This is a genomic window from Okibacterium fritillariae, assembly GCF_052783725.1.
In genome coordinates this window covers 191,161-211,853 of record NZ_CP199917.1, presented here as the reverse complement: position 1 = coordinate 211,853, position 20,693 = coordinate 191,161, and the positions used below count along the sequence as shown (strand labels likewise).

27 protein-coding genes are annotated in these 20,693 nt (G+C 64.5%); 9 read left to right on the top strand and 18 right to left on the bottom strand.

Annotated features, from left to right (window positions below; all coding sequences use genetic code 11):
- Nucleotides 1–41: 41 nt before the first annotated feature.
- The 4 genes from ACUWEX_RS01030 to ACUWEX_RS01015 all read right to left on the bottom strand — a co-directional run bounded on the left by ACUWEX_RS01030 (nucleotide 42) and on the right by ACUWEX_RS01015 (nucleotide 2,782).
- A complete protein-coding gene (locus tag ACUWEX_RS01030) occupies nucleotides 42–416 on the bottom strand; it encodes a DUF6578 domain-containing protein (protein ID WP_079726443.1) in 375 nt (124 codons plus the stop codon).
- Nucleotides 413–1,135 carry a hypothetical protein gene (locus ACUWEX_RS01025; RefSeq protein WP_445996816.1) on the bottom strand — a complete coding sequence of 241 codons (723 nt, stop codon included), beginning with the start codon at nucleotides 1,133–1,135 and terminating at the stop codon, nucleotides 413–415. Before ACUWEX_RS01025 ends, ACUWEX_RS01030 begins: the two co-directional genes overlap by 4 nt.
- Complete coding sequence (locus tag ACUWEX_RS01020; RefSeq protein ID WP_079726441.1) at nucleotides 1,135–1,533, bottom strand: hypothetical protein; 399 nt, start codon at nucleotides 1,531–1,533, stop codon at nucleotides 1,135–1,137. Before ACUWEX_RS01020 ends, ACUWEX_RS01025 begins: the two co-directional genes overlap by 1 nt.
- A gap of 637 nt (nucleotides 1,534–2,170) precedes the next feature.
- Nucleotides 2,171–2,782 carry a hypothetical protein gene (locus ACUWEX_RS01015; protein WP_159449449.1) on the bottom strand — a complete coding sequence of 204 codons (612 nt, stop codon included), beginning with the start codon at nucleotides 2,780–2,782 and terminating at the stop codon, nucleotides 2,171–2,173.
- 166 nt (nucleotides 2,783–2,948) lie between these two features.
- On the opposite strand from ACUWEX_RS01015, the gene ACUWEX_RS01010 reads away from it, so the two are divergent.
- Together ACUWEX_RS01010 and ACUWEX_RS01005 are read left to right on the top strand one after the other, a co-directional pair.
- Nucleotides 2,949–3,458 (top strand): hypothetical protein, encoded by a 510-nt coding sequence (locus ACUWEX_RS01010; protein ID WP_079726438.1) that lies wholly within the window; start codon nucleotides 2,949–2,951, stop codon nucleotides 3,456–3,458.
- 109 nt (nucleotides 3,459–3,567) lie between these two features.
- On the top strand, nucleotides 3,568–4,110 hold the full coding sequence (locus tag ACUWEX_RS01005) for a hypothetical protein (RefSeq protein ID WP_445996815.1): 543 nt from the start codon (nucleotides 3,568–3,570) through the stop codon (nucleotides 4,108–4,110).
- Between the two features lie 149 nt (nucleotides 4,111–4,259).
- On the opposite strand, the gene ACUWEX_RS01000 is transcribed toward ACUWEX_RS01005, so the two are convergent.
- A complete protein-coding gene (locus ACUWEX_RS01000) occupies nucleotides 4,260–4,466 on the bottom strand; it encodes a hypothetical protein (RefSeq protein WP_143785258.1) in 207 nt (68 codons plus the stop codon).
- A gap of 309 nt (nucleotides 4,467–4,775) precedes the next feature.
- Here ACUWEX_RS01000 and ACUWEX_RS00995 point away from each other — a divergent pair, with 309 nt between their 5' ends.
- The gene (locus ACUWEX_RS00995) at nucleotides 4,776–5,474 is read left to right on the top strand and encodes a hypothetical protein (RefSeq protein WP_445996814.1); all 699 of its coding nucleotides are present in this window, start codon (nucleotides 4,776–4,778) and stop codon (nucleotides 5,472–5,474) included.
- Nucleotides 5,475–5,974: 500 nt separating this feature from the next.
- Nucleotides 5,975–6,850: a LysR family transcriptional regulator gene (locus ACUWEX_RS00990; protein ID WP_445996813.1), complete on the top strand. Its 876-nt coding sequence runs from the start codon at nucleotides 5,975–5,977 to the stop codon at nucleotides 6,848–6,850.
- 7 nt (nucleotides 6,851–6,857) lie between these two features.
- Here ACUWEX_RS00990 and ACUWEX_RS00985 read toward each other — a convergent pair whose 3' ends face one another.
- From ACUWEX_RS00985 to ACUWEX_RS00970, 4 genes are all read right to left on the bottom strand, one after another.
- Nucleotides 6,858–7,574 (bottom strand): SDR family oxidoreductase, encoded by a 717-nt coding sequence (locus ACUWEX_RS00985; RefSeq protein ID WP_079726433.1) that lies wholly within the window; start codon nucleotides 7,572–7,574, stop codon nucleotides 6,858–6,860.
- A gap of 511 nt (nucleotides 7,575–8,085) precedes the next feature.
- Nucleotides 8,086–10,185, bottom strand: a complete 2,100-nt coding sequence (locus tag ACUWEX_RS00980; protein ID WP_445996812.1) for a serine hydrolase domain-containing protein — start codon at nucleotides 10,183–10,185, stop codon at nucleotides 8,086–8,088.
- Between the two features lie 163 nt (nucleotides 10,186–10,348).
- Nucleotides 10,349–10,591 carry a hypothetical protein gene (locus ACUWEX_RS00975; RefSeq protein ID WP_445996811.1) on the bottom strand — a complete coding sequence of 81 codons (243 nt, stop codon included), beginning with the start codon at nucleotides 10,589–10,591 and terminating at the stop codon, nucleotides 10,349–10,351.
- Nucleotides 10,579–11,205 carry a TetR/AcrR family transcriptional regulator gene (locus tag ACUWEX_RS00970; protein WP_445996810.1) on the bottom strand — a complete coding sequence of 209 codons (627 nt, stop codon included), beginning with the start codon at nucleotides 11,203–11,205 and terminating at the stop codon, nucleotides 10,579–10,581. Before ACUWEX_RS00970 ends, ACUWEX_RS00975 begins: the two co-directional genes overlap by 13 nt.
- 117 nt (nucleotides 11,206–11,322) lie before the next feature.
- On the opposite strand from ACUWEX_RS00970, the gene ACUWEX_RS00965 reads away from it, so the two are divergent.
- Entirely contained in the window at nucleotides 11,323–12,267 is a 945-nt protein-coding gene (locus tag ACUWEX_RS00965; protein WP_445996809.1) for an alpha/beta hydrolase family protein, read from the top strand.
- Nucleotides 12,268–12,404: 137 nt separating this feature from the next.
- Here the strand turns inward: ACUWEX_RS00965 and ACUWEX_RS00960 are convergent, their stop codons facing one another.
- From ACUWEX_RS00960 to ACUWEX_RS00950, 3 genes are all read right to left on the bottom strand, one after another.
- Nucleotides 12,405–13,028, bottom strand: a complete 624-nt coding sequence (locus ACUWEX_RS00960; protein ID WP_445996808.1) for an RNA polymerase sigma factor — start codon at nucleotides 13,026–13,028, stop codon at nucleotides 12,405–12,407.
- On the bottom strand, nucleotides 13,025–13,642 hold the full coding sequence (locus tag ACUWEX_RS00955; protein ID WP_445996807.1) for a hypothetical protein: 618 nt from the start codon (nucleotides 13,640–13,642) through the stop codon (nucleotides 13,025–13,027). Before ACUWEX_RS00955 ends, ACUWEX_RS00960 begins: the two co-directional genes overlap by 4 nt.
- Nucleotides 13,643–13,750: 108 nt before the next feature.
- On the bottom strand, nucleotides 13,751–14,284 hold the full coding sequence (locus tag ACUWEX_RS00950) for a helix-turn-helix domain-containing protein (RefSeq protein WP_077054483.1): 534 nt from the start codon (nucleotides 14,282–14,284) through the stop codon (nucleotides 13,751–13,753).
- 282 nt (nucleotides 14,285–14,566) lie between these two features.
- Between ACUWEX_RS00950 and ACUWEX_RS00945 the strand changes: the two genes are divergently transcribed.
- Nucleotides 14,567–14,812, top strand: coding sequence for a hypothetical protein (locus tag ACUWEX_RS00945; protein ID WP_079726426.1), 246 nt, complete (start codon nucleotides 14,567–14,569; stop codon nucleotides 14,810–14,812).
- Nucleotides 14,809–15,807, top strand: coding sequence for a Clp protease N-terminal domain-containing protein (locus ACUWEX_RS00940; protein WP_445996806.1), 999 nt, complete (start codon nucleotides 14,809–14,811; stop codon nucleotides 15,805–15,807). Before ACUWEX_RS00945 ends, ACUWEX_RS00940 begins: the two co-directional genes overlap by 4 nt.
- A gap of 35 nt (nucleotides 15,808–15,842) precedes the next feature.
- Here ACUWEX_RS00940 and ACUWEX_RS00935 read toward each other — a convergent pair whose 3' ends face one another.
- The 3 genes from ACUWEX_RS00935 to ACUWEX_RS00925 form a co-directional block, all read right to left on the bottom strand.
- Nucleotides 15,843–16,217 carry a VOC family protein gene (locus ACUWEX_RS00935; protein ID WP_079726424.1) on the bottom strand — a complete coding sequence of 125 codons (375 nt, stop codon included), beginning with the start codon at nucleotides 16,215–16,217 and terminating at the stop codon, nucleotides 15,843–15,845.
- A gap of 76 nt (nucleotides 16,218–16,293) precedes the next feature.
- Complete coding sequence (locus ACUWEX_RS00930; protein WP_079726423.1) at nucleotides 16,294–17,001, bottom strand: helix-turn-helix transcriptional regulator; 708 nt, start codon at nucleotides 16,999–17,001, stop codon at nucleotides 16,294–16,296.
- Nucleotides 17,002–17,164: 163 nt separating this feature from the next.
- The gene (locus ACUWEX_RS00925) at nucleotides 17,165–17,818 is read right to left on the bottom strand and encodes an FMN-dependent NADH-azoreductase (RefSeq protein WP_445996805.1); all 654 of its coding nucleotides are present in this window, start codon (nucleotides 17,816–17,818) and stop codon (nucleotides 17,165–17,167) included.
- Between the two features lie 123 nt (nucleotides 17,819–17,941).
- Here ACUWEX_RS00925 and ACUWEX_RS00920 point away from each other — a divergent pair, with 123 nt between their 5' ends.
- Complete coding sequence (locus tag ACUWEX_RS00920; protein ID WP_445996804.1) at nucleotides 17,942–18,436, top strand: winged helix-turn-helix transcriptional regulator; 495 nt, start codon at nucleotides 17,942–17,944, stop codon at nucleotides 18,434–18,436.
- Between the two features lie 44 nt (nucleotides 18,437–18,480).
- On the opposite strand, the gene ACUWEX_RS00915 is transcribed toward ACUWEX_RS00920, so the two are convergent.
- Complete coding sequence (locus tag ACUWEX_RS00915) at nucleotides 18,481–19,107, bottom strand: 2'-5' RNA ligase family protein (protein WP_445996803.1); 627 nt, start codon at nucleotides 19,105–19,107, stop codon at nucleotides 18,481–18,483.
- A gap of 164 nt (nucleotides 19,108–19,271) precedes the next feature.
- Between ACUWEX_RS00915 and ACUWEX_RS00910 the strand changes: the two genes are divergently transcribed.
- On the top strand, nucleotides 19,272–20,024 hold the full coding sequence (locus ACUWEX_RS00910) for a cyclase family protein (RefSeq protein ID WP_445996802.1): 753 nt from the start codon (nucleotides 19,272–19,274) through the stop codon (nucleotides 20,022–20,024).
- 10 nt (nucleotides 20,025–20,034) lie between these two features.
- Here the strand turns inward: ACUWEX_RS00910 and ACUWEX_RS00905 are convergent, their stop codons facing one another.
- Complete coding sequence (locus tag ACUWEX_RS00905) at nucleotides 20,035–20,361, bottom strand: hypothetical protein (RefSeq protein ID WP_445996801.1); 327 nt, start codon at nucleotides 20,359–20,361, stop codon at nucleotides 20,035–20,037.
- Between the two features lie 78 nt (nucleotides 20,362–20,439).
- Entirely contained in the window at nucleotides 20,440–20,646 is a 207-nt protein-coding gene (locus ACUWEX_RS00900; protein ID WP_445996800.1) for a type II toxin-antitoxin system HicA family toxin, read from the bottom strand.
- Nucleotides 20,647–20,693 lie beyond the last annotated feature (47 nt).

Here is a 20,693-nt window from a genome sequence, read left to right as displayed (position 1 = left end):
CGTCGCGCTTTTCAGTAGTTTGTCAACCTGGATGCCAGCAGCTACGTGGACTCCTTCGAGATCTCGTTTGCTATGACCTTCACGTCGAAGTCGTCCAGCATGGCGTCGACGACCACGCCTGTGTGCTGTTCCTCGAGGTGGCCGTCGTCCCGCGGATCGAAACCACGAAGGGCCAATCCGCTCGGAACGCGGACGATTGAGCGCTGCACTCCCGCGCCATCGACGACGGAGATCTCGCTCACCCGGCCTCGAACATAGACATCCGGCTCGCTGTCATGATGAGTCTCGACAAGCTGCTCCTCGCCCGACGCCCGCCGGAGCGTGAGGCATCTGAATTCGACGATCTGATTCACCTCGACCGCCTCGCCGCAGCATTCGTGCTCCCAGTCACCAATACGGATGATGACTTCGGTCATTGGTCGACCCAGGTGAGCTGAAACAGGGTCATCGCTTCTTGAAGGGCTGGATGAGCTGCCGTGAGCGGTTCATCCGTGATGTCAGCGAGTTCGGGCGAAACGAGCGCATGGTTCGGGTATTCGAAGATCGCCCAGAGTCGTAGGTCGTCGCCGTGTCTCGAGGCGAACTCAACACCGCTATAGGCCGGCTGGCTTTCGACCGTCGTCTCGTAGAGATAGCGTGATATGGCTTGCGTGAGGGCGCGGGGTCCAGAGTCTTTCAACGCGGACGTGTCGAAATCGGTCACGCCCAGTCGCCGCGCCGGGGACACCCAGTCGGGCCGTAATGATGCGACGGCCGCGGCGTGCGTCACCTGGACGTAGGCACCCCGAAGCGTGGCGCTGCCAATCCGCCGGTTCTCGATCCAGTCCGTCGACACACTCCCGGGCGATAGGGTCGGGAACGCAATCTCGTCGACGTCATCAGATTCGATCTCGCCGAGGCCCTCCGCAACCCGCGGGTCTGGACGGAACTTAGCCAGCACCTCGATAAAGCAGGCTATGGCACTCTCCGCGACGTACAGCGTTCGGTACTGTCCTGCAGGGTCATCCCACCGTCCGTCGAAGCGGCCGTCCGTGTTGGCGAACTTCCAGTCCGTCCACTCCCACGGGTTCGGTGCGTAGCCGACCCTCCACACCGTTCCCGGTTCACGCGAGACCGGCAGCCCCTCCCCCGCCACTAGCCGACAGCCGCGAACGCGCGAGCCGCAGCGACCACCTGCGGGCCAACCACGTCAAGCGGTTCATCGCGCAGAAGACGCGCCGGCGCATTATCGTCCAGTTGCGGGTTCATGCCCTGGAACCAGGACTGGACCGTTGCTTTCCCTTCGCGCTCATACAGCAGGCCGGCAACGTGATAGGCAACGCGAAGCCGCTGGATCACCTCGGCGCCAGGCGCCCGCTCACCATCAGCCCACTCCCGCACCGATCGCGTATTCGAGACATGGCCAATGTATGCGACAAGCTTCGCCCCAACAATCTCCCGCAACCCCGAAACAACGTCGCCAGTTTCTAACCGGACCGAGTCGTTATATGCCTGCAGCCCTGGGCGGGCGGACGTCTCGCTAGCGATACTCATATACCCAGCTTACCGCCGCCACCCGATATTGCACCCAATATCGCACTGTGGGAAACAAAATCTGGCGGTGCCCGTGGGAGAGGCCTGCGTTATCGCAGCCCGACACGCTCCTGTTTTGAGCCTCGCAAAGTATGGGTCAAGTAACTATTACGTCGCGATACACCAAGAACATCCTCGATGCGAACGAGAGTTACCTCGCACCGATGGTCCTGATTTGTTACCGCCTAGCCTCAGACATGGCGCCCAGACGGATCCGCACTCCGCGGGCGGAAAAGGGTGCCCGTAGGGGCACGAGGCTGTGATGTCAGGCAGCCAATTCGCGCACCCCCGTCCGGCGGACAGCTCTTGATTGTTTGTTGACCCGGTCATATCAGAAGGAGCTTCTCGCTCGGCGAATGCGCGGCGTTGAATACCCATCGGCGGGGCGGGGCAATTTTGCTACTGTGATGGCGTGAACGCCGACCAAACGCACCGTGGACCGTCCAACCCGCACGACGCCGGGGCGCAAAACCTCGCGTATCTACAAATGAGCGTTTCACCGGCGATCGCATTTGCTGCACCACCCCGACGGCTCGAGCTCTTCCTCGAGAGACTTGACAACCAACTCCAGGCCGCTCTCTCCTTTCGCCCGCGAGAGTTACCGAGCTCGAGCGCGAATGTGCGTCTCTACCGGTTGGGTGGGCGAGGGAGGTGGTTGCGCGCGAACCTCGCGGACTTCCTCGTATCCGGAGGAGGCGGCAGGTTCAATATCAGCTACCACGTCGTCGTCGAACGTGCGCAGGCGGATCAGGCGCTGCTGAGCGTGCACGGAATCGATCAGACGCTGCGGACCCGTTACGACCCACACGAGGTGTTCGGCCCGGTCCTCACCGACTTGTCTTCGCACTTCCGCGACGTCGCCATCAGCCAGTGGTTCGACAGCAGAAACCTCCCCGCACACCTTGCGTCCTCCCCCGCCGGTTTCGCTCAGATGGTGGGCCCGGGTCGAGCATTCTGGTGGCAGTGACCGCCCTTTCGCCTGCCAGCGCGGAACCACTATCGTGATGGCATGATCATGACTGTCGTCGTTGGCGTGCAAGAGCAGCACACCGTTGTGTTCTCGTTCGATAAGGTCTGGGGTCGCCTCAGCATCACGGTCGATGGTCAGAGCGTCGTCGACACCGTGCGCGTCGTATCCCTCAGCAGAGTCGCGACGTGGGAATTCCCCGTTGGTTGGAATGAACGACACATCGTCCGGATCGAGAAGCACCGAGCGGCCTTCTTCGCGGGTTTCCGGCCGCAACCGGTGTACGCCTACGTGAACGGAGTTCTCGTCGCACAAAATAGTGCGTAATTCACGCGCGTAGAGACTGCGTCACGGACCGGCGCTCTGTCGGGCGGCCGCTGGCGTCCTAACGAGAGACCGGTAGTGATCTGTGAGTGACAGCGCCTTCGCGATTGGGAGCATCGTGCGCTTCCATCAGCTTCTCTCGCGTCAATCGCCTCAGGAAACCCAGAGTGCGGTCCTACAAGCACTGCACAACGAGGGGTTCACCATCGAGACGAACACGTACGAGTTCGAGGGATGGAATGTGCGGTATGGAGTGATCGGTAGCAACAAAGCTTCGACCCGGAACGCGTTCCTGTTGGAGGTCGTGCCCCTGCTGAGTCTCGTGGGGGTGGGACGCCCGTTTGCGCGGTGTGCCGTGCCGGTCGCCGTGCGTTCCCGAGGCGACGGCGCCCAACTGCTCGCAACGACGGTCTGGGGTCACCGCGGCGACGCCGGAACGGTCAACCTGGTCGCCAAACGCACGAAGTCCGCCATCGAGAACGCCGCTGCACACCTCGGCGCTGAACACTCCTCCTCCGTCCCACCGATCGACGTGTCAGCTCCGATCGATGGCCAAAGCTTCGAACGGCTCACCGGCTGGCGGCAACAGCAATAACAGCTGACGCCACACTGCACGCTGACGACAAACACGCGAAGGGCACACGCATGACTGAGAAAGCGGGAACATCCACCGAACGCGGCGGCGCCGTGGCCGGGAGCGACCGATGACCACCGGTGCGGCGCTGGTCGTGCGTTACGACGAGGCCCGCCGCGCATCCGCCGAGACGACGCTCCACAAGCTTGCCCGGGGCCAGGGCATCTCGATGCTGGCTCTGGGCGTGCTCCTCGGGCTCCTGATCGTGGTGCCCTTCGGCGCCGCACTCATCGAAACGAACGACACCGACGTTGTGTTGATCCTCGCCGCCATCGCGCTTCTCCTCGTTCCGATCACGCTGGGGGTGCTGGGCGTGCGGCAACTTCGGCGACAGCCGCGCCTGCCCGAGATCGCCGTCACGATCACGTCCACCGCCGTGACTTTCCCTGCCATGGATCGGCCGTCTGGGCTGGCACCTCGAATCCGTGCCGAGGAATGGGCCAGGGACGGCACAAGCGCCTCGATTATCCCCGCGTCTGGCTTGCAGGGGTCGCGCATAGAGTTCACCCGGCAAGACGCGGGCAAACGGCGCCGACGCTCGATCGCTACCGGGAACGTCGACGTCGATCCCCGGGTCATTGTCGACGCGTTGAGAGGGCCGCACACCCCATAACCCAGCGCGAAGAAGGGACCAGCGTCGCGGGGGAGGTTCCGCGCGCTGTACACGGCGCCGCCGCGATTGCCCGGATGAGCCGCACTCTCATTCCGAACCGAAAATCGCGACGAGACGCGAGTGGCAAGCCTGACGGAATACCGCCCAGACTATTTCTTGGTGCCAGAGCCGGTCAGGCCCCCTGCTATCCCAACGATGATGAGAGCAGGGCCGGTAACGAGAAGCAGAATCTGCCACCACGACGCGGCATAGTCACCGTAGATCTGCGGCAGCATGCCCATCGCGAGCACGGCCACCCCGATCGGAACAAACCACCAGGCGGAGAACCCTCTGCGTTTCGGTTGTGTCGACACCATGTGCACAGGTTAGCGCCGCACGACCTAGCCAGTCCAGGCTGCGCCGGATGGCACATGAGCACGGCGAGCAGGATGATTCCGAGCGTCGCCGCGCTCGAGGATGAGCGCACCAAACCGAGCCAACGCAACCTAGATTGGCGCACCCATCCCTAGCAACGTAGGTCGACACCATGGAGTGCTCACAGATCGCGGCAGTGGCAGCCGACATCGGCGACCCGAAAGCGGGAACGAGTATGAAGCAGATGACGGTCGACGTAACCCCAAAGGCCACTAAGGACTGGAATCTCGACCACAACTTATGCATCGCATTTGCCTGGCCCAATAAGGTCGAAAGGTGACTACGAACCTCACTCCGCCTGGGATGACCTCGCTTCTGCTCTGATTGTCTTCGCCGTTTTCGCTTGGGAATTCGTCGTTTTGCTGCTGATAGATCCGTTCCTCTTCCGGGACGAGAACGACCCCGCGGCGCCGATCTGGCATCACGCGATCACGGCCGCAGGGTGGGCTCTCGGCGCGGCACTTCTATCGCGAAGCGCCGCCCGGGTTGGCGTGTTCACCGATCGGACGAACGCGGCGCCGACCGGTTCCGTGACAACTCGCACCCTGGTCGCCGTGGCAGCCGCGTCGGCCGCTGTTCTCATCCGCGCGGCCGCGTTCGGCGAATTCAAAATCGGCGCAGAAATCGCCGACATCATCTCTGATTCAGGCAATTTGGCACCGTTGGGCATCACCGCGCTCCTGGCGTACTACGTGGCGGAGGCTGCGCTCATTGTTCTGGTGATCTTGTTCGGGCAGCGCGCGGGCGAGAAACAGTTCGGGCGGCGCGCAGCCCCGTGGGGCGGTATCGTGCTCGCCGGCACCTGGGGAATCATGCACATCTTCCTGCAGGGCCCAGCCGGTGGCGCATACGCCATCGTCGCCGCGGTGCTCTACGGCCTCATCGTCACTTACGGCCCCCGCCGTGTCACAGCGGCTGGCACGATCGCGGCGGCAGCGTTCATCATCTGACCGGCGAGCTTCTACGTAGTCAGACCAATATGGCTAGCAACGAACGTTTGATGAGTCGCATCCGGATGTACATCTTCGTCATGGTCGCATCCTTCTTTCTACAAGGAGCTTTTTTGGCGTGGGCCTTGAGGACCGATGGATCAGCAACGGCGTGGATAGTTTGGTTGGCAGTTCTTGTGTTTTGCGTGCCTGCGACCATCTTCGCCGGCGTCAACGCGTACAAGCTCTCAAAGCAGTACAGGAAGTTGAAGTGGGGAGAAGAATAAAGCGCTGGCTCGACTCCTATGTTCAATCCTGCAACCGACGCCAACTCCGAGCACGAACCTGACGACGCCCATTGGAGCGAGCACGTTGCGCTCACCGACGTTGAGGTTAGCTCTGTGGGCGGTAGGTGACCGCGCGTCAGCTCTTAGCAGCCACCCCGGGGCGCCGCACTCGTGAGGGTGCGGAGCGCGAACACATGGCCGCTTTACCCAGCCGCCGGTGCCTAAGGTAGGCCTGTGGCTGATATTGAGACGCGAGAGCTCCGTTATTTTGTTGCCGTTGCCCGTGAGTTGAACTTCGGGCGCGCCGCCCATGCGCTCGGCATCTCGCAGCCCCCGCTTTCGCGAGCAATCAAGCAGTTGGAACTGCGTCTGGGCGTGCAACTTTTCGAACGCGACCGCCGCGGAGTTGTTCTCACCAAAGCAGGGCTCGTGCTCCTCCGAGAGTCAGGGTCGACTCTTGATGCGATCGCCGCTGCCGTCCGCCGAACGCAGCGCGCAGGGCGACCGCAGAGGCCCTTCATTCTCGCGACAAAGGCGGGGGCGTCACACGCGCTGCTACAAGGTTTACTTAGTGCGGTGTCTGCTACTGCAGATCTCCCGCCCCTCGAGGTCATGCTCTGCGAGGTGGGCGAGCAGGCCATATTATTACGCGACGGCCGAGCGGACGTTGCGCTCATGCATCGGCCGGTTGACGATCTCTCCGGTTTGAAGACGCAAGACCTGATGGTCGAGGGTCAAGTCGTGATTGTGCCGGCAGGGCACCCCCTCGCACTTCGCGAGCAGCTCACTCTGGGAGAGATACAGGATGTGTCAGACCTGCCGCTTGCGCGCTGGCCTCGGCTTGACGGTACATATCCTCCGGGCCCTGGGCCCGAGGTTCGGACCCAATCTCAAATCGCCCAACTGGTCGCCCTCGGGAAAACCCTCCTAGTGATACCAGCATCCAGCCGCGCCTGGCAGTGGCCGGATCATGTTGCCGTTCCTGTCACAGACGCACTCGAAATCACCACCGTCATTGCCTGGCCCGCCTCGAGCCTCGCCCCTGAGCTCGCTGGCGTGATTCGCGTAGCCACCGAACTGAACCATTCCCCGAACGTAGGGGCGGCCTGATTGATCGTCACCAAGGCACGGGGCCGGCGTCATCCCAGAACCCGCCGCGTGGAGCATCGTCCGGCGCAAGCGCGAAACGTAAAGCGATCACCGCGCCCTGTTCCGCTGATCGCGGTGAGGCGAAACCGGTGAAATCGGTTGCAACATAGCCCGGGCAGACGGCATTGACGATCACGCTTGTGTCTTCGAGTTCACGAGCGTACTGCGCCGTGATGCTATTGACCATGGTCTTCGATGGCGCATAGGCAGCCATTTGAGGGCCGGTTTGTAGTGTTAATGACCCCATATTGCTTGAGATGTTGACGATGCGCGCCGAGTCGGCTTGGCGGAGAAGGGGCAGCATCGCATTCGTCACGCGAATGACCCCAAACACGTTCGTTTCGAGCACAGTGCGCAGCACGTCGAGGTTCAAGGTGGAGGGGATCTGTGCCCCTGCGTCAGTGCGGCCGGCAATACCTGCGTTATTGACCAGCACGTCGAGCCTGCCCGTTGTCCGCTCGATGATCTCTGCGGCAGCGGCAACGCTGACATCGGAGGAAACATCGAGGGCCACGCCAAACGCTTCAATCCCCTCCGCGTGCAGTGACCTGATAGCCGTCTCCCGTTTTTGCTCATCACGCGCACCTACGGCGACGGTGAAGCCTTCCTTCCCGAGCCCGCGTGCGATTGCGTATCCAATGCCTTTATTCGCACCCGTAACGAGCGCTGTCTGGTTTGTTATCACGCATCTAACGATTGCAAAGGGGTGCCGACGCGTCCAATACCGATCGATGCCACCGTAATACCCACGATGTATGAGGTGGGGGTCAACTAAGTCACACAACCATTACCGCGACCACCCGTCTGCTGGCCGCCAAATTGTTCTTGGTTCCCCTGTCGACACGGGAGATCACGAATGCGCCAGCGCTCGTCCTCCTCAGTGCCGCCCTTCTCAGTGCACCAGCGGTCCTGCGTCAACGGTCGCTAACTACACCGCACACCAATTGGTCGTAGGATCACCAAGCGAGCCGCCCGGTATACAGCCCCTATCAGACACGTCGACGAGGAGATGTTGGTTGGCCCAGGCACTGCGCATTCTCTCGAGCAAGCTTCCTTTCCAGCCGCCGGAGGGCCGACCAGAACGATGGGACGACGCTGGAGTGCAGCCTTGGGGCCGCCGCACGTTACTCCGCGATCAAGTGGTCGTGTGGCTTCCGGCCCAGTTACTGAAGCTGCCGCGGTAAATAACTTCTTGTTTAGTAGCTGAGGCTCGGCTGCAAGATACCGCCGACGAGGCACAGGTAGCCAAGGCCGAGGAAGGCCAGCGTGACGATGACGCGCCCGGCGAGCAGCAGCCACCACGACGCCCGGCGCGGCTCGCGCGACCGCATGGTCTCGACGACCAGCCAGGCTGACGGAACGACGCCCAGCGCCGCAATCGCCGTGAGCACCTGCGCGCCGCGGATGACGACGGGGCCCGGCGAACCCGAGTCGGTCAGGAGCGCTTCGGCCACCATCATCCACAGCGGCACGGCGGCCACGAGCGCGAGCAAGGCCACATGCACGGCCAGGCGCAGCCGCCGCACGAACGCACGCGATGTCGAAGGTCGGCGTGCAAACCGTCGGATGCCGGCACCGACCGGCCACGACACGAGCGCGATCGCCAGCACCACCAGGGTGAACGCCGCGATCAGGGGAACGGCGGCCCGGTCACCCGACATCGGCTGCAGAGTGAACGCGGGGTCGAACGAGATGGCGCGCACCTCTCCCCCGACCACGTCCGCGGCAATGCGCCGCTGACCGTCGCGCTCCTGCCACACCCACGGCTCGACCTCGACGAAGGTGAGGGGCTGACCCGCGGCATCCACGATGGCCGAAACGGTCAGGGAGCCGTCGGGCTGGGGCACGACCTCGGCCGACGACAGGATGAAGAACAGGCGGATGAAGGTGGACTCGCCGCGTCGCGAGAATTCGTAAGTTCCGGCCAGGGTCTCTGCGTGCGCGGCCGCGGTATCGATCGGGGCGGGCGCCGGGCGCGTGTCGGGGAAGTAACGGTCGGCGAAACCGGTCGTCACGGCATCGCGGATGGCGGTGGTGGCGTCACCGTTCACCCCGGTGCTGTTGAGCGAGATGAAGATTCCCGCGTCGTCGTCGGGGAAGATCTCGAGCTGCGCGTGGAACGCCGTGAGGTCGCCCGCGTGACTCAGGATGCGGTGACCGTTGCGGTCGCGTTCGAAGAAGCCGAGCGTCATGCGCGGCCCTTCGGCCAGGCCGCCCAACGTGTCGGCGCCGAGAGCCGGCTCGTGCATGAGCTCGAGCATGGCGGGCGAGAGCACCGGGGAGTGTCCGAGCTGAGCGAGCATGAAGCGACTCATATCGGTCGCGGTCGCCGAGATCGCGCCCGCGGGCGACGGGGTGACGACCTCGAAGGGCACCTCCTCCGAACCGCGGAAGTCATAGCCCCGAGACATGTTCTTCTGCTGCTCGGCGGAGAGCGGTTGGGCGTAGGTGGCGGTTGCCATGCCGGCGGGCTCGAGGATGTTCTCGGTGGCGTAGGCCTCGAAATCCTGGCCCGTCACCCGCTCGACCACGTAAGCGGCGAGCCCGTTCGAGTAGTTGGAGTAGGCGGGCGTCGTGCCCGGTTCGAAGATCTGCTCCGGCGGTTCGGAGGCGAGTGCTTCGCGCAGCGTGGGGCGACCGTTCGCGTCGCTCGTGATGAGGCCGCCGATCTCGTCCTCCAGACCCGCGGTGTGCGACAGCAGGTGTCGCAGTGTGATCGGCCGGTCGAACCGGTTCGGCACCTCGATGTCGACGTAGTTCTGCACGGGCTCGTCGAGGTCGACGCGTCCCTGGTCGACGAGCTGCATGACGGCCGTCGCGGTGACGAGCTTCGACACCGAACCGATGCGGAAGAGCGTCATGTCGGCGTCGACCGGACGCGGTTCGGTAGTCGAGGTCCCGGCTTCGGACGAGCCGTAACCCTGCTGCGTCACGACCTCGCCGTGCGACACCACCGAGATCACTGCACCCGCGATGCCCTCGCGCTGCAGCATCGAGGGAAGCAGGCCGTCGAGCCAGGCCTCGGCATCCGCGGTCGTCAGTTCGGGTGCGCGGCCGCCGAGCCCTGCCTCGCGGGGCGCCGCGGCAGCTATCCCAGTCGACGTCACGCCCGAATGTTGCCCCTCGATGGCGCTTCCGGATGCGTGAGCGACCGTTCCGGCAGTCGCGCGGACACCGGCCGATCCCAGCGGAATGACGACGATCACCGCGGCGGCCAACAGCGCTGTGGGCGCACGGCGGCCGAGGGGCCGGGCAGAGGAACGTCGGATGCGGGGCAGGCGGCGGAAGATCGGCACAATTCATACTGACAGGTTTGTTTTCCTCGCCGCACCAGAACGAGACCCCCGAACGAGCGTCACCGCGCCTGAACAACACGGGTACCGCCCGGCGCGGGTGCCATCGATGGGCCACAAAGTAATCACAGGAGGTCGCGCCCGGCCAAGCATCCGCTACCGGGCACTACGTGAACGGGACAGATGCAGGGGAATCGGGTCCCACATCGATGATTGCGACCTTGCGCCCGAGCAGTTGGCCAACGATCTGCTCCAGCGTCCGGATGTCGCGAAGCCGGCCCCAGTCGTCTCGCCCGAGCACGAATATGCGTTCGTCCTCGCTGGTGACGGGCAGCGTTCGAATCGCCCCTTCGTAGCCAGCGAGAGCGAACGCGCCCTCTACGGCGGTGCGCTGACCTACGTTGAACACCCTCCGATGGTAATACCGCGGGGCTGCCCCGACAGCACGCCCGAGATGAGCAATTGGACGAGACCAGAAGCGTCGTACCGCGCATCGCTTGCAGCACCAACGCACAGATTCCCGATGCCCTTGAGAACGTTGTAGGCATCGACGGGCGGCGCGGAACCCGCGGCTTGGAGCGCTGCTTCGAGAAGCTCGCCGCACACTGGGACGAGACGGCCAACGAAGTAGGTATGAAGAGCATCGGAGCCGGCGCTGTCTCCCTGCAGCGCGCCAGCGAGCCCATGTTTAGTGACGAGGAACTCGACAAAGAGAGCTACCCATGCGCGCAGGGCCTCTTCGGGCGTCGGGCGCTCAGCGAGGAGCCGCGGGCCGGCGTCCGCACACGCCTCAACCTGATGCCGATAGACCGCCACCACAAGCTCTGAACGCGTCGGGAAATGACGGTAGATCGTTCCCACACCGACGCCGGCCTTCGCTGCAATCTCACGCACCGGCGCCTCGACACCAGAGGTCACGAACACCGCTGCCGCAGCGTCAAGGAGTGCTTGCTGGCTTCGACGAGGGCGGCCAACGTGCTGGGTCTGTGCAGAATGCGATTCGTCGCTGTGTACCTCTGACATCTGCCCGCCCTCTTCATTTTCTAACACAAGCTTGCGTTTCGGAGCACCGTTCCGTAACGTTACGGAACGACGCTCCGATAACCAGTATTGCAGAGCGCGCTTCGAAAAGGAATTGCTATGACCTCGCTTCTCATTGACGCTCTAGACGACATCATCGGAACGGGCGCGCCGGTGGTCTCCGCCGCCCCCGTCACCCTGTCGGCGCCCGACCGGGCTGTCCCACTCGAGGTGCGTGTATCCGCGCCGGCGACCGGCACGAACCTCCCGGTGGTGCTGTTCTCGCATGGCAATGGCTGGAATCTCGACGGCTATGCCCCGCTCACCGCGTTCTGGGCGTCGCGGGGATTTGTTGTAATTCAGCCGACGCACCTCGACTCGCGCCGAAACGGCTTCGGGTTCGACTCTCCGGTATTTCCGACGATCTGGACCGAGCGCATCGCAGATCTCACGCGAATCCTCGACCAGCTCAACACCGTCGAGGATGCCATCCCAGGGCTGGCTGAACGCATCGACCGCAGCCGGATCGCTACTACCGGTCACTCCTGGGGCGGACAAACGGCGCAGTCGCTCCTGGGCGCCCGGATCTTCACCGAAGCAGGCCAGGTCGGCGAGGACCTGTCCGACAGCCGTGTCACTGCGGGCATCTTGTTGGCCGCTACAGGTATCGGCGGGGATGACCTTCACCCGTTCGCGCAGGCGAATTTCCCGTTCATGCGTCCCTCATTCCAGGAGCTCACCACACCCACCCTCGTCATCGCAGGTGACCACGACCAGTCCAAGATGTCTAGCCGCGGACCCGACTGGTTCACCGACGCGTACACGTACAGCCCCGGCGCCACCGACCTCCTCACCTTCTATGGCGCGGAACACGCCCTGGGCGGGATCGTCGGGTACGAAGTGGCCGAGACCACCGACGAGAACCCTGAGCGGGTCGCCGTCATCCAGCGGATGACTACCGCCTACCTTCAGTCCGCTCTGCATGTCGACGAGAACAGCTGGTCCGCAGCCCGCACGGCTTTCGACAGCAGCGTCGAGCCGATTGGTCGCGCCGACAGCAAGTAATACGCCGGATCACACACCCCGACACATACCGGTAACTACTGGCGGGTGAGCGGGTCTGAGCCGGACATCCGGGTGTTTCACGCTCCGGGCGTCCGGTGAAGCATCCCCTATCGGGGACATCTGATTTTTCGTTGGTTCTATCGGTCAGTAACGCCGGCGGATCGAGCGTGTAGGCGATCGATTTGGCCTGCACCGCCTCCCAATGGCGTTTCGCCTGCGTCGTCCGCGAAGGAAAGGCCGTCCAGCTCGTTGCGGAGCCGCTGCAGCGCGCGGCCGTAACGGGTGCGCGCCGTGGATGCATTCATCGACAGAAGCCGTGCCGCCTGCGCAATGCTGAAACCATCCCAATGGATCAGGATGACGAGCTCCCGAGAGCGCTCATCAAGTCGCCGAACGGCTCGCCGCACCGACTGTGCCTGCAGGTCCGAGTCGAGAACCGTGTCCGCGGATTCGCCCACAGACGCAGAATCGGCAAGGTAATCCCGCAGAGCATTCGCAATCGACGTACGTTTCGTTGCACTCCGGTAATGCTCGCGAAGCAGGTTGCGTGCGATCCCGAAGCACCACATCCGTGCCGCCTCGTCAGCCGCAGGCACTTTTCGCGCGCTTTCCCACAATGCGAGCAACGTTCGCCCCAAAAGGTCGGCGGCATCCTCCGGCTCATCGACGCGACGACGAAAATAGCGAAGAAGGTCGTCGGCGTTGGTAATGATGACCGTTTCGGCCCAGCTGTCGGGGTCTGGGGCGGCGGGTCGAGTCATCGGTGCAGCTCTCCCGTGCAATCTGTCGCCGAACTGTAGACCGTGCCCTCTTCTTCCCCCGCCCCTCGGAGAGAGGCGGGGATTTCCGCCTCGATCAGCCGGCTCGCGGCGGCCGAGAAGGATGCTTGGTCGAAACCCGGTTCCGTGCCACCGTCGCGTTCTGGGATGATCGGAGTGGCGAGGGCGTCTTCGTAGATCCGTTGGCCGATACCCGTCCAGTCATGGGTGCGCATGAATTCGGCTATGCGGGCATCCGCCTCGTCGCGTTCGCTCGGTTCGCCGAAGAAGATCTGTTCGCGACAACTCACGTTCACGCCGGTGTCTGTCGTATAGACGATCGGGATCTCGACGTCGGGTTCGACCTGCACGCCGCTGACCGACAGGGTGAGCGGGATGAGTATCGCCCCGCCCGTGAGCGCGACGATGCTCACGACACTGATCGGCAGAAGGGCACGGGGCCGCTTCCACCAGGTCGCCGCCTCCACGGACCTTTCCTCCCCGGCCTGGAGCCAAGCGGCACGCGCCATCTGCCCCACTAGCTCATGAAGCTTGTCGTCACCGTCGGCTGCGACCGGGTTTGCCGACTCGAGGTCGGACATGTCGTGTTCTTTCATCGCTGGTCCCTTCACCATGATCACTCATCGAGAACATGACAAACCCGAGCGAAAACGTCTCAGTGACCAAGAAAAACGCGACAAGCAACCCCGCTTTGTTGGGTGGCCTCAGTCCTCTGTGGAGCGGATTGTCTCAGCGTGCGCCGAGTCATCGCCTCGCGCCTTTTGACGTCGCTCTCGTCGTGTTTCCTGGCGTCGGGACAGGGGATACTTCGCGTCCAGATGGGGTTCGAGGTAGATCCTCCGTATTGCGGCCAGGATGAGATAGCCGCCGGTCCAGTAGCTCAGGAACAGAACAAAGCCCTGGGCAAATGTGAAGCTGAGCAAGGTCAGCACAATGCCGATTCCGACATAGAGCCAGCGCCAGGCAGTCGTGATCCGGTCGCGGGCCGCTTGCTGTTCATCAACGCGGCTTTGCATTGAGTCGACCCGGTTGCTGAGGTCTTCACTATCGATCGTAGAGAAGAGACTTCGCACTGGAACCATCAGCGCATCTGCGACGAGGGAAAGTGTTTCGAGGCTCGCGTCCTGCCCTGCCTCGAGTCTTTGGACGGTCCGAAGACCGACGCCGCTCTCGTTTGCGAGCCGTTCTTGGGTCCACCCCTTGGCCTGTCGGAGTTCGATTATTCGTGTTTGATTCATAGTTCAACCATTGCTTGGCCCTTCATGTCAGCGCCACGTCACCGGGCCGCCAATCGGCCGCCAGCGAGCCGCCATGGAGCCGCCATGGAGCCGCCTCCGACCCGCCACCGGTCTTGTGTTGCAGTTCGATGTGCTGAAGCATCCCATATCGATGTTGGCACAGCCGTCGGCTACTCCGTTGCACGTTGGATCGAGAGCGGGTACTTCCGGTCGAGGCTCGGCCCGACAACCCCAGAGCAACCCAGGTTGACAAATCGGCTTTTAGCAACGTAGGTTGACGACATGGAGTCTTCACAGATTGCGTCGGTGGCTGCCGACACCAGCGACCCGAAAGCAGGATTGCGGGCCGTGGCATCGTTGCGGGTTCTGGCCGACACGTTGGAGCTTCGGCAAGTCGAGGCCGCACTGCGGGCGGGGATGACCTGGCAGGACATCGCTGACGCGCTCGGGGTGACGCGGCAGGCCGCCCATAAGAAGCACTCCAAACGAGTCGACCCCACGATCCCGATCCCCAGGAGGAACGCATGAGCAAGTTCGTTCGCGCCGCTCAGACCAGTCAATCTCTGTCCCTCGCCGCTATGGAAGAAGCATCCCGAGCAGGGCTTCGCGTAGCGGACCTCGAGCACCTGTTCCTCGCCCTCGTCATCAGCGATCAACCCGCCGGAGCCTCACTGCGCAGCATGGGCATCGACATCGAGGGCGCCCGCCGTGCCGTCGAGGAAGCACATGCGGCCCAGCTGGCGTCACTCGGCATCGAGGCTTCATTCCCCGAGGCCGGACGAATCGTGTTTCACGAGACCGCCGGATATGAGTGGAGCAAACGCGCTTACGACGCCATCGCGCGCTCCGTCGAAAAAGACAAGAATGGCGATGCCGCCGCCGTGCTGCGAGAACTCGTCTCCGAGCCCAGCGGACTGATCGCCGACATCCTCAACCGCCTCGGCACGACACCTCAGGCTGTGCTCGAACATCTCGAACATCTCGAACAGTTCGACGCGACTGCCGAAAGAACGGCGACCAAGCCCACACAGGTGAAGGGACGGGCGTCAGGGTCGATCGAGGCATTCGTTTCAGCGCCGATCGACGACGTGTGGAAGTTGCTCGCGGACCCGGCACGCATCCCCGATTGGGAGATGAGTGTCGGCTGCATCGACGATGCAGCCCAGGACGTCACACCCGGCACGGCGTGGCACGGCGTTGCTCCCGCAAGCCGCCCGGATGGCAAGCCGCTGAAGGTGAAGCCCGGGTTCCGCCGCCGCGGCATCGAACTCGTCACAGCGCACCAACCGGAGAGGATCGCGTGGAGCTTCACCTACCCCGATGCCCCGCACAGCAATGCTGTTCTGACGGAGTTCACCTTGGCGACCACGACTGGCGGCACGCAGGTGAAGATCACCAAGTCATGGTCGCGACGCCCGGGGTGGAGAAGGCTCGTCGCTTTACCCCTGCGTCCCATTCAGAAGTTCATCGTGTGGATCACGCTGTTCCAGACGGGCGGTGCGGTCAGCCGTGCATTCCGCTGACTCGAGAACCCCTCTCAGCACGAGGCTCCATTCGGTCACAGCGCCGGGCGTGAGAAGAGGTTGACCAGGTTGCCGTCCGGATCGCGGAAGAGCGTGGACCTGTTACCCCACGGCATCGTTGTCGGTGGCAGAACGACGTCGTCGAGCGCGTCGCCGAGGCGTGCGAATTCGGCGTCGACATCCGTAACGAGGAATTCGATGATGATCGAGTTGTTGCTGGCCGGCCGTGGCGCGGCGTCGCCGAGCATGGCAACCGTCGCCGTGCTGGCTATCGCCACGGTGCCCGAGGTCGTTCGAAGTTCGGCGAATACCGGGGCAGGCCGCGTGGCTGCGGTTCCCGTCACCGCCTCGTAGAAGCGGGTGAGGCGGTCGACGTCGTGCGTGATGATGCGGATCGATGCGAGGTCCATGATTATCCTTCCAGCCGCGCCATTCGGCCCGACCTCATCAGTGTGCGGGTCCCGAGCGACAACGTCGTGTCGGTGTTTAGGCTGGATCCTGGCCCGGCCCGATCGCTCGGAGCCGCCCCTCGACGATGCCGAGATCCTCCGCCCGCAGGGTTCGACGCGGTGCCCGCTCAGTCAGAGGCTCGGCGTCGGCGATCCGGTCGCCCCGGAATGCGCGAAGACCATCGCGCAGCCGACACCATGCGATCAGGTACCAGTTGTCACCTTTGCCGACGAAACCCATCGGTTCGACATCGCGCTCGGTGGTGCCGCCATCCCGGTCGGTGTATGAGATGCGAAGAACCTGCCCCGTGTGCAAGGCTGCGGCGAGACCGCTGGGCGCTTCAGCCGGCTTCTCGTCGCCGAGCAGATGGATGCGCGAAGCGAGGTCGGCCGTTTCCCTCAAACTGCGATCGTCTGTGACGGCGACGATCTTGCGCAGAGCCGACGTCGCCGAATCACGAAAAGGGCTCTCGGCCAGGGTGCCCAGGGCAACCATCACGGCGAGCGCTTCGTCGACCGTGAACCCGAGCGGTGCGAGGGTGTGCGTCGTGTCGAGGCAGTATCCGCCTGTGCGGCCGGGTTCTGCCCAGATCGGCACCCCGCTCTGCTGCAGCGCCGACAGGTCCCGCTCGATGGTGCGCGAGCTCACGCCGAATCGGTCGGCGAGCCACCGAGCGCTTCTCGGTCGCGGCGCCACGGCCCGCAGCTCCTCCACGAGCGCGTAGAGCCGGTCGGTGCGAGTCATACCCTGACCCTAGTTCCCGCCCAACCTCACTGCTCCCAGCGATTCACACCGCGGATGTCTTCAGCTCAGGTACGCGACGCCGGAAAGGTGCTCAGTCTTCGACCACAGGGCTGCGGCGGGGCTGCGGCATGACCAGCTCTGCCGCAGCCCGTCGCGCTCGGGACTAGGCGGCCGCTCGGCGCGCGGCGAGTTTGCGACCGCTGTCGGCGGCGTTCCGCTCGGCCAGGTCTCTGAGCTCGTCGGCGATGTCGGTGAACTGGTCGAGGACGGGGTTCACGCCGACGAGGGTGAACGCGCGGGTGACGACCTCGAGGTCGAGCTTCCAGACATCCTCGAGGATGCGGCGCATCCAGGAGGTGGCGTGGTCCCAGCCCTCGCGGGGAGTTCCGGCAGCGTAGTTGCCACCTTGAACCGTGACGAGCACGGCGGGTTTGCCGGCGAGCGCGTCGGGAGCTCCGGGGGCGAGGCGCGGATCGGTGATGAGAAGGTCGACGTAGGCCTTGAAGTGCTGCGAAACCCCGAAGTTGTAGAGCGGCACCGCGAAGAGCAGGGTGTCGGCGCCGATCAACTCGTCGGCCAGGGTCGCGGCCAGCTGCACGGCGGCGACCTGCTGGGGGGTGCGATCGGCTTCCGGGGTCATCGACGCGGCGACGGCGTCGGCCCAGGCGGTGGCGGGGATCGGGTCGACGCCGATGTGGCGGCGGGTGATCGCGGCGTTGGGGTGGGCGGCGGTCCACTCGGCCTCCACGACGTCGCCGAGCGCGCGGCTCGTGGAGCCCTCGGTGCGGATGCTGGCGTCCAGACGGAACAAAGACATGGTTCTCCTTCTCGGTCTGCCGGACCCGTGATCCGGCATGGGTTACGATTAGTGACTATTCAGCACCGTTGCCCGTTACGGCAACTGAGGCCCTGTTACCGCGGGGTAACCGAGAGGTATGGCGTGACCGATCTGTCCCAGCGCGAGCTGACCCTCATCAGCGCCATGAACGACCGGATCGGCGACACCATGCCCGCCATGGCGCGGCTTTGCACCGGCGAGTCGCCAGACTTGTTCCGATCGCTCCTCTCTCGGATCGGCGACAAGTGGACGCTGCTCGTCATCGGCATTCTCGGAACGGACCGCCGGCGGTTCACCGAGATCGCCGAGCTGATCCCGGGCATTTCTCGCCGCATGCTCACCGTCACCCTGCGCGCCCTCGAACGCGACGGCCTCATCACGCGCACGGTCTACGCCGAGGTGCCTCCCCGGGTCGAGTACGAACTCACCGACCTCGGGCGTTCCCTGCAGGCACTCGCACTCTCGCTCGCCGAGTGGGTGAGCGACAATCAGCATCAGATTTCCGACCACCGGCGCCGGTTCGACGACGTAGCCCAGGGCACCTCCGACGAAGCCGAGCGTGGCCAGAGCGTGCCGGTACGACCGAATCGGTCTTGAAACCACTCATGCTTCTGAAGCAGCGCTGACCTGATTCGGCCGCGCTAGCCGACAAGCTCAGTGACGGTTTTGGATGCCGCATCCCACCGACGCAGCGCCGTCACCCGTCCGTGCAGCTCACCCGAGACCAGCGCCCGTGCAGCGGGGATGTCCGACACCCGCAGTCGTCGCGCGAGCGTCACGTGCGGCGTCCACTCCCCCGGTCGCGTGTGCGGGGCATCCTCATCCATAGGTGGATCGTCGCCCTCAAAAGCGCCAGTGCGATCAGAGGCCCGGAGCGGCACATCTTGGCTGCCGCGCGCACCGGCGACCTCACGCCGATCCGGGCCTTCCCCGACTGCAACGCCGGCGTGCAGCATCCGGTGCAACTCCTCCAACTCGGGCGTGAGCGCGACCGGGCGCACGAAGACGCGACGATCACCATCGCCGAACAGGATGGGTTCACCCAACGTCACCGCGAGCGGAAGGGTAGCGGCGATGCGGGCGAGCAGCGCGGCATCCAGCGGCGAGAGAGTCGGCCGCACGAGCAGCGTCACGTGGGGCCGGTTGCTCGGGGAGGTGTGCGGCGCCAGGCTCGACATGCGAGCGTCGGCGAGCGCCGACCATTCCGCGCGCACCGCGTCTTCGGTTGCCCGGTCGAGGAGGAGTTCGAGGCTGACGACGTCGCTCATAGCGGGCGAGCCTAGCGCGAAGAATCGCCGATGATCACGAACGCCAGCCGCCTCCGCCGGACACCGCAGCCTCGCGGTAGCGAAGAACGGTCGCGCTCGGACGCTTTTCCGCCAGCTCCTCCCGGCGCATCCCCGCGTGCGCCGTCCTCCTGAATAATGAGCCCATGAGCGACTACGACGGCACCACCCCGATCTCGCACCACTCCGACGATCACAAGGACGGGCCCACCACGAGCGCACGCCGCGTCATCGACCTGAGCCATGTCATCCGAGAGGGCCTCGTCACCTACCCGGGGCTGCCCGTGCCGACGTTCACCCCGCACCTCACGCGCGAGCACTCGCGCACCGTCTATGCCCCGGGCACCGAGTTCGCCATGGACATCGTCACGATGATCGGCAACACGGGAACCTACCTCGACAGCCCATTCCACCGCTACGGCGACGGCCCCGACCTGGCGGGCCTCGATCTCTCGACGCTCGTCGACCTGCCCACGGCCGTGCTGCACGTTCCGGATGCCGCGAGCCGAGGCATCCCGGCCTCTGATGTCGCCCGCCTCGTCGCCAATTGCAACCTCGACCTCGCGGGTTACGCGTTGCTCGTGCACACGGGCTGGGACACGCGCTTCGGCACCCCCGAGTATGGTTCGGGCGCGCCGTTCCTGGCCGAGGACGCCGTCGACTACCTCATCGAGGCGGGGGTGGCGCTCGTGGGCATCGACTCGCTCAACATCGACGACACCGAATCGGGCGGCGAACGGCCCGTGCACTCGAAGCTTCTGGCGGCGGGCATTCACGTGGTCGAGCACCTCACCAACCTCGGCTCGGTGCCGACGACGGGGGCCCGCTTCACGGCGGCGCCGCCCGCGGTCGAGGGTTTCGGCACGTTCCCGGTGCGCGCCTACGCCATCGTCCCCTAGCGAGGAGGGTTTAGTGCGCGAGCTGGTGCACGCGCTGTTGCGAGATGCCGAGGAGCGCGGCGGCGTCGACCTGCGTGACGCGCTGTTCTGAGACGAGCGAGCGCACGGCACGACGGCTGAGCTCGGCGGCCTGCCGGGATGCTTCATCGGCCTGCTCGCGCAATCGGCCCGCCTCTCGCCACGCTTCGGCAACCTCGGCGGGCAGCTGAACGTCGACGTGCACCTCGACGTCATGGGGCTCGACATCGAGCAACGCCGACACCAGACCGGTCGCCATGTCGTCGATCTCGCGCACCGAGCGCGCCTGCGTCACGGCCTGCAGTTCGTCGACACTCACGATCCACCACCGGCCCTCGCGCCGCGCGGTCGCCTCAAAGCGTCGCTTCGACCTCGAATTCGTCGGTCCTGCCACCATTTACCTCCAACTCTCGGGCGCGTTCGGCACGACCTTGATGATCTGCCTCACCACGCCGGGCGACACGACCCCGTGTCTCGGAATCGCCAGCGTGAGCCGACCGTCGCCACTCGACCAAACGCTGTGCCCACCTCGAACGCGAACGAGTCGCCAGCCGGCGCGGCGCAGGAAACGCTCGACCTCCCGCTGTTTCACTTCCTTCGTCATTCTCGCAAACTAGGGGGGATTGTGCGACCTCACTGCCCCCTCTTGTC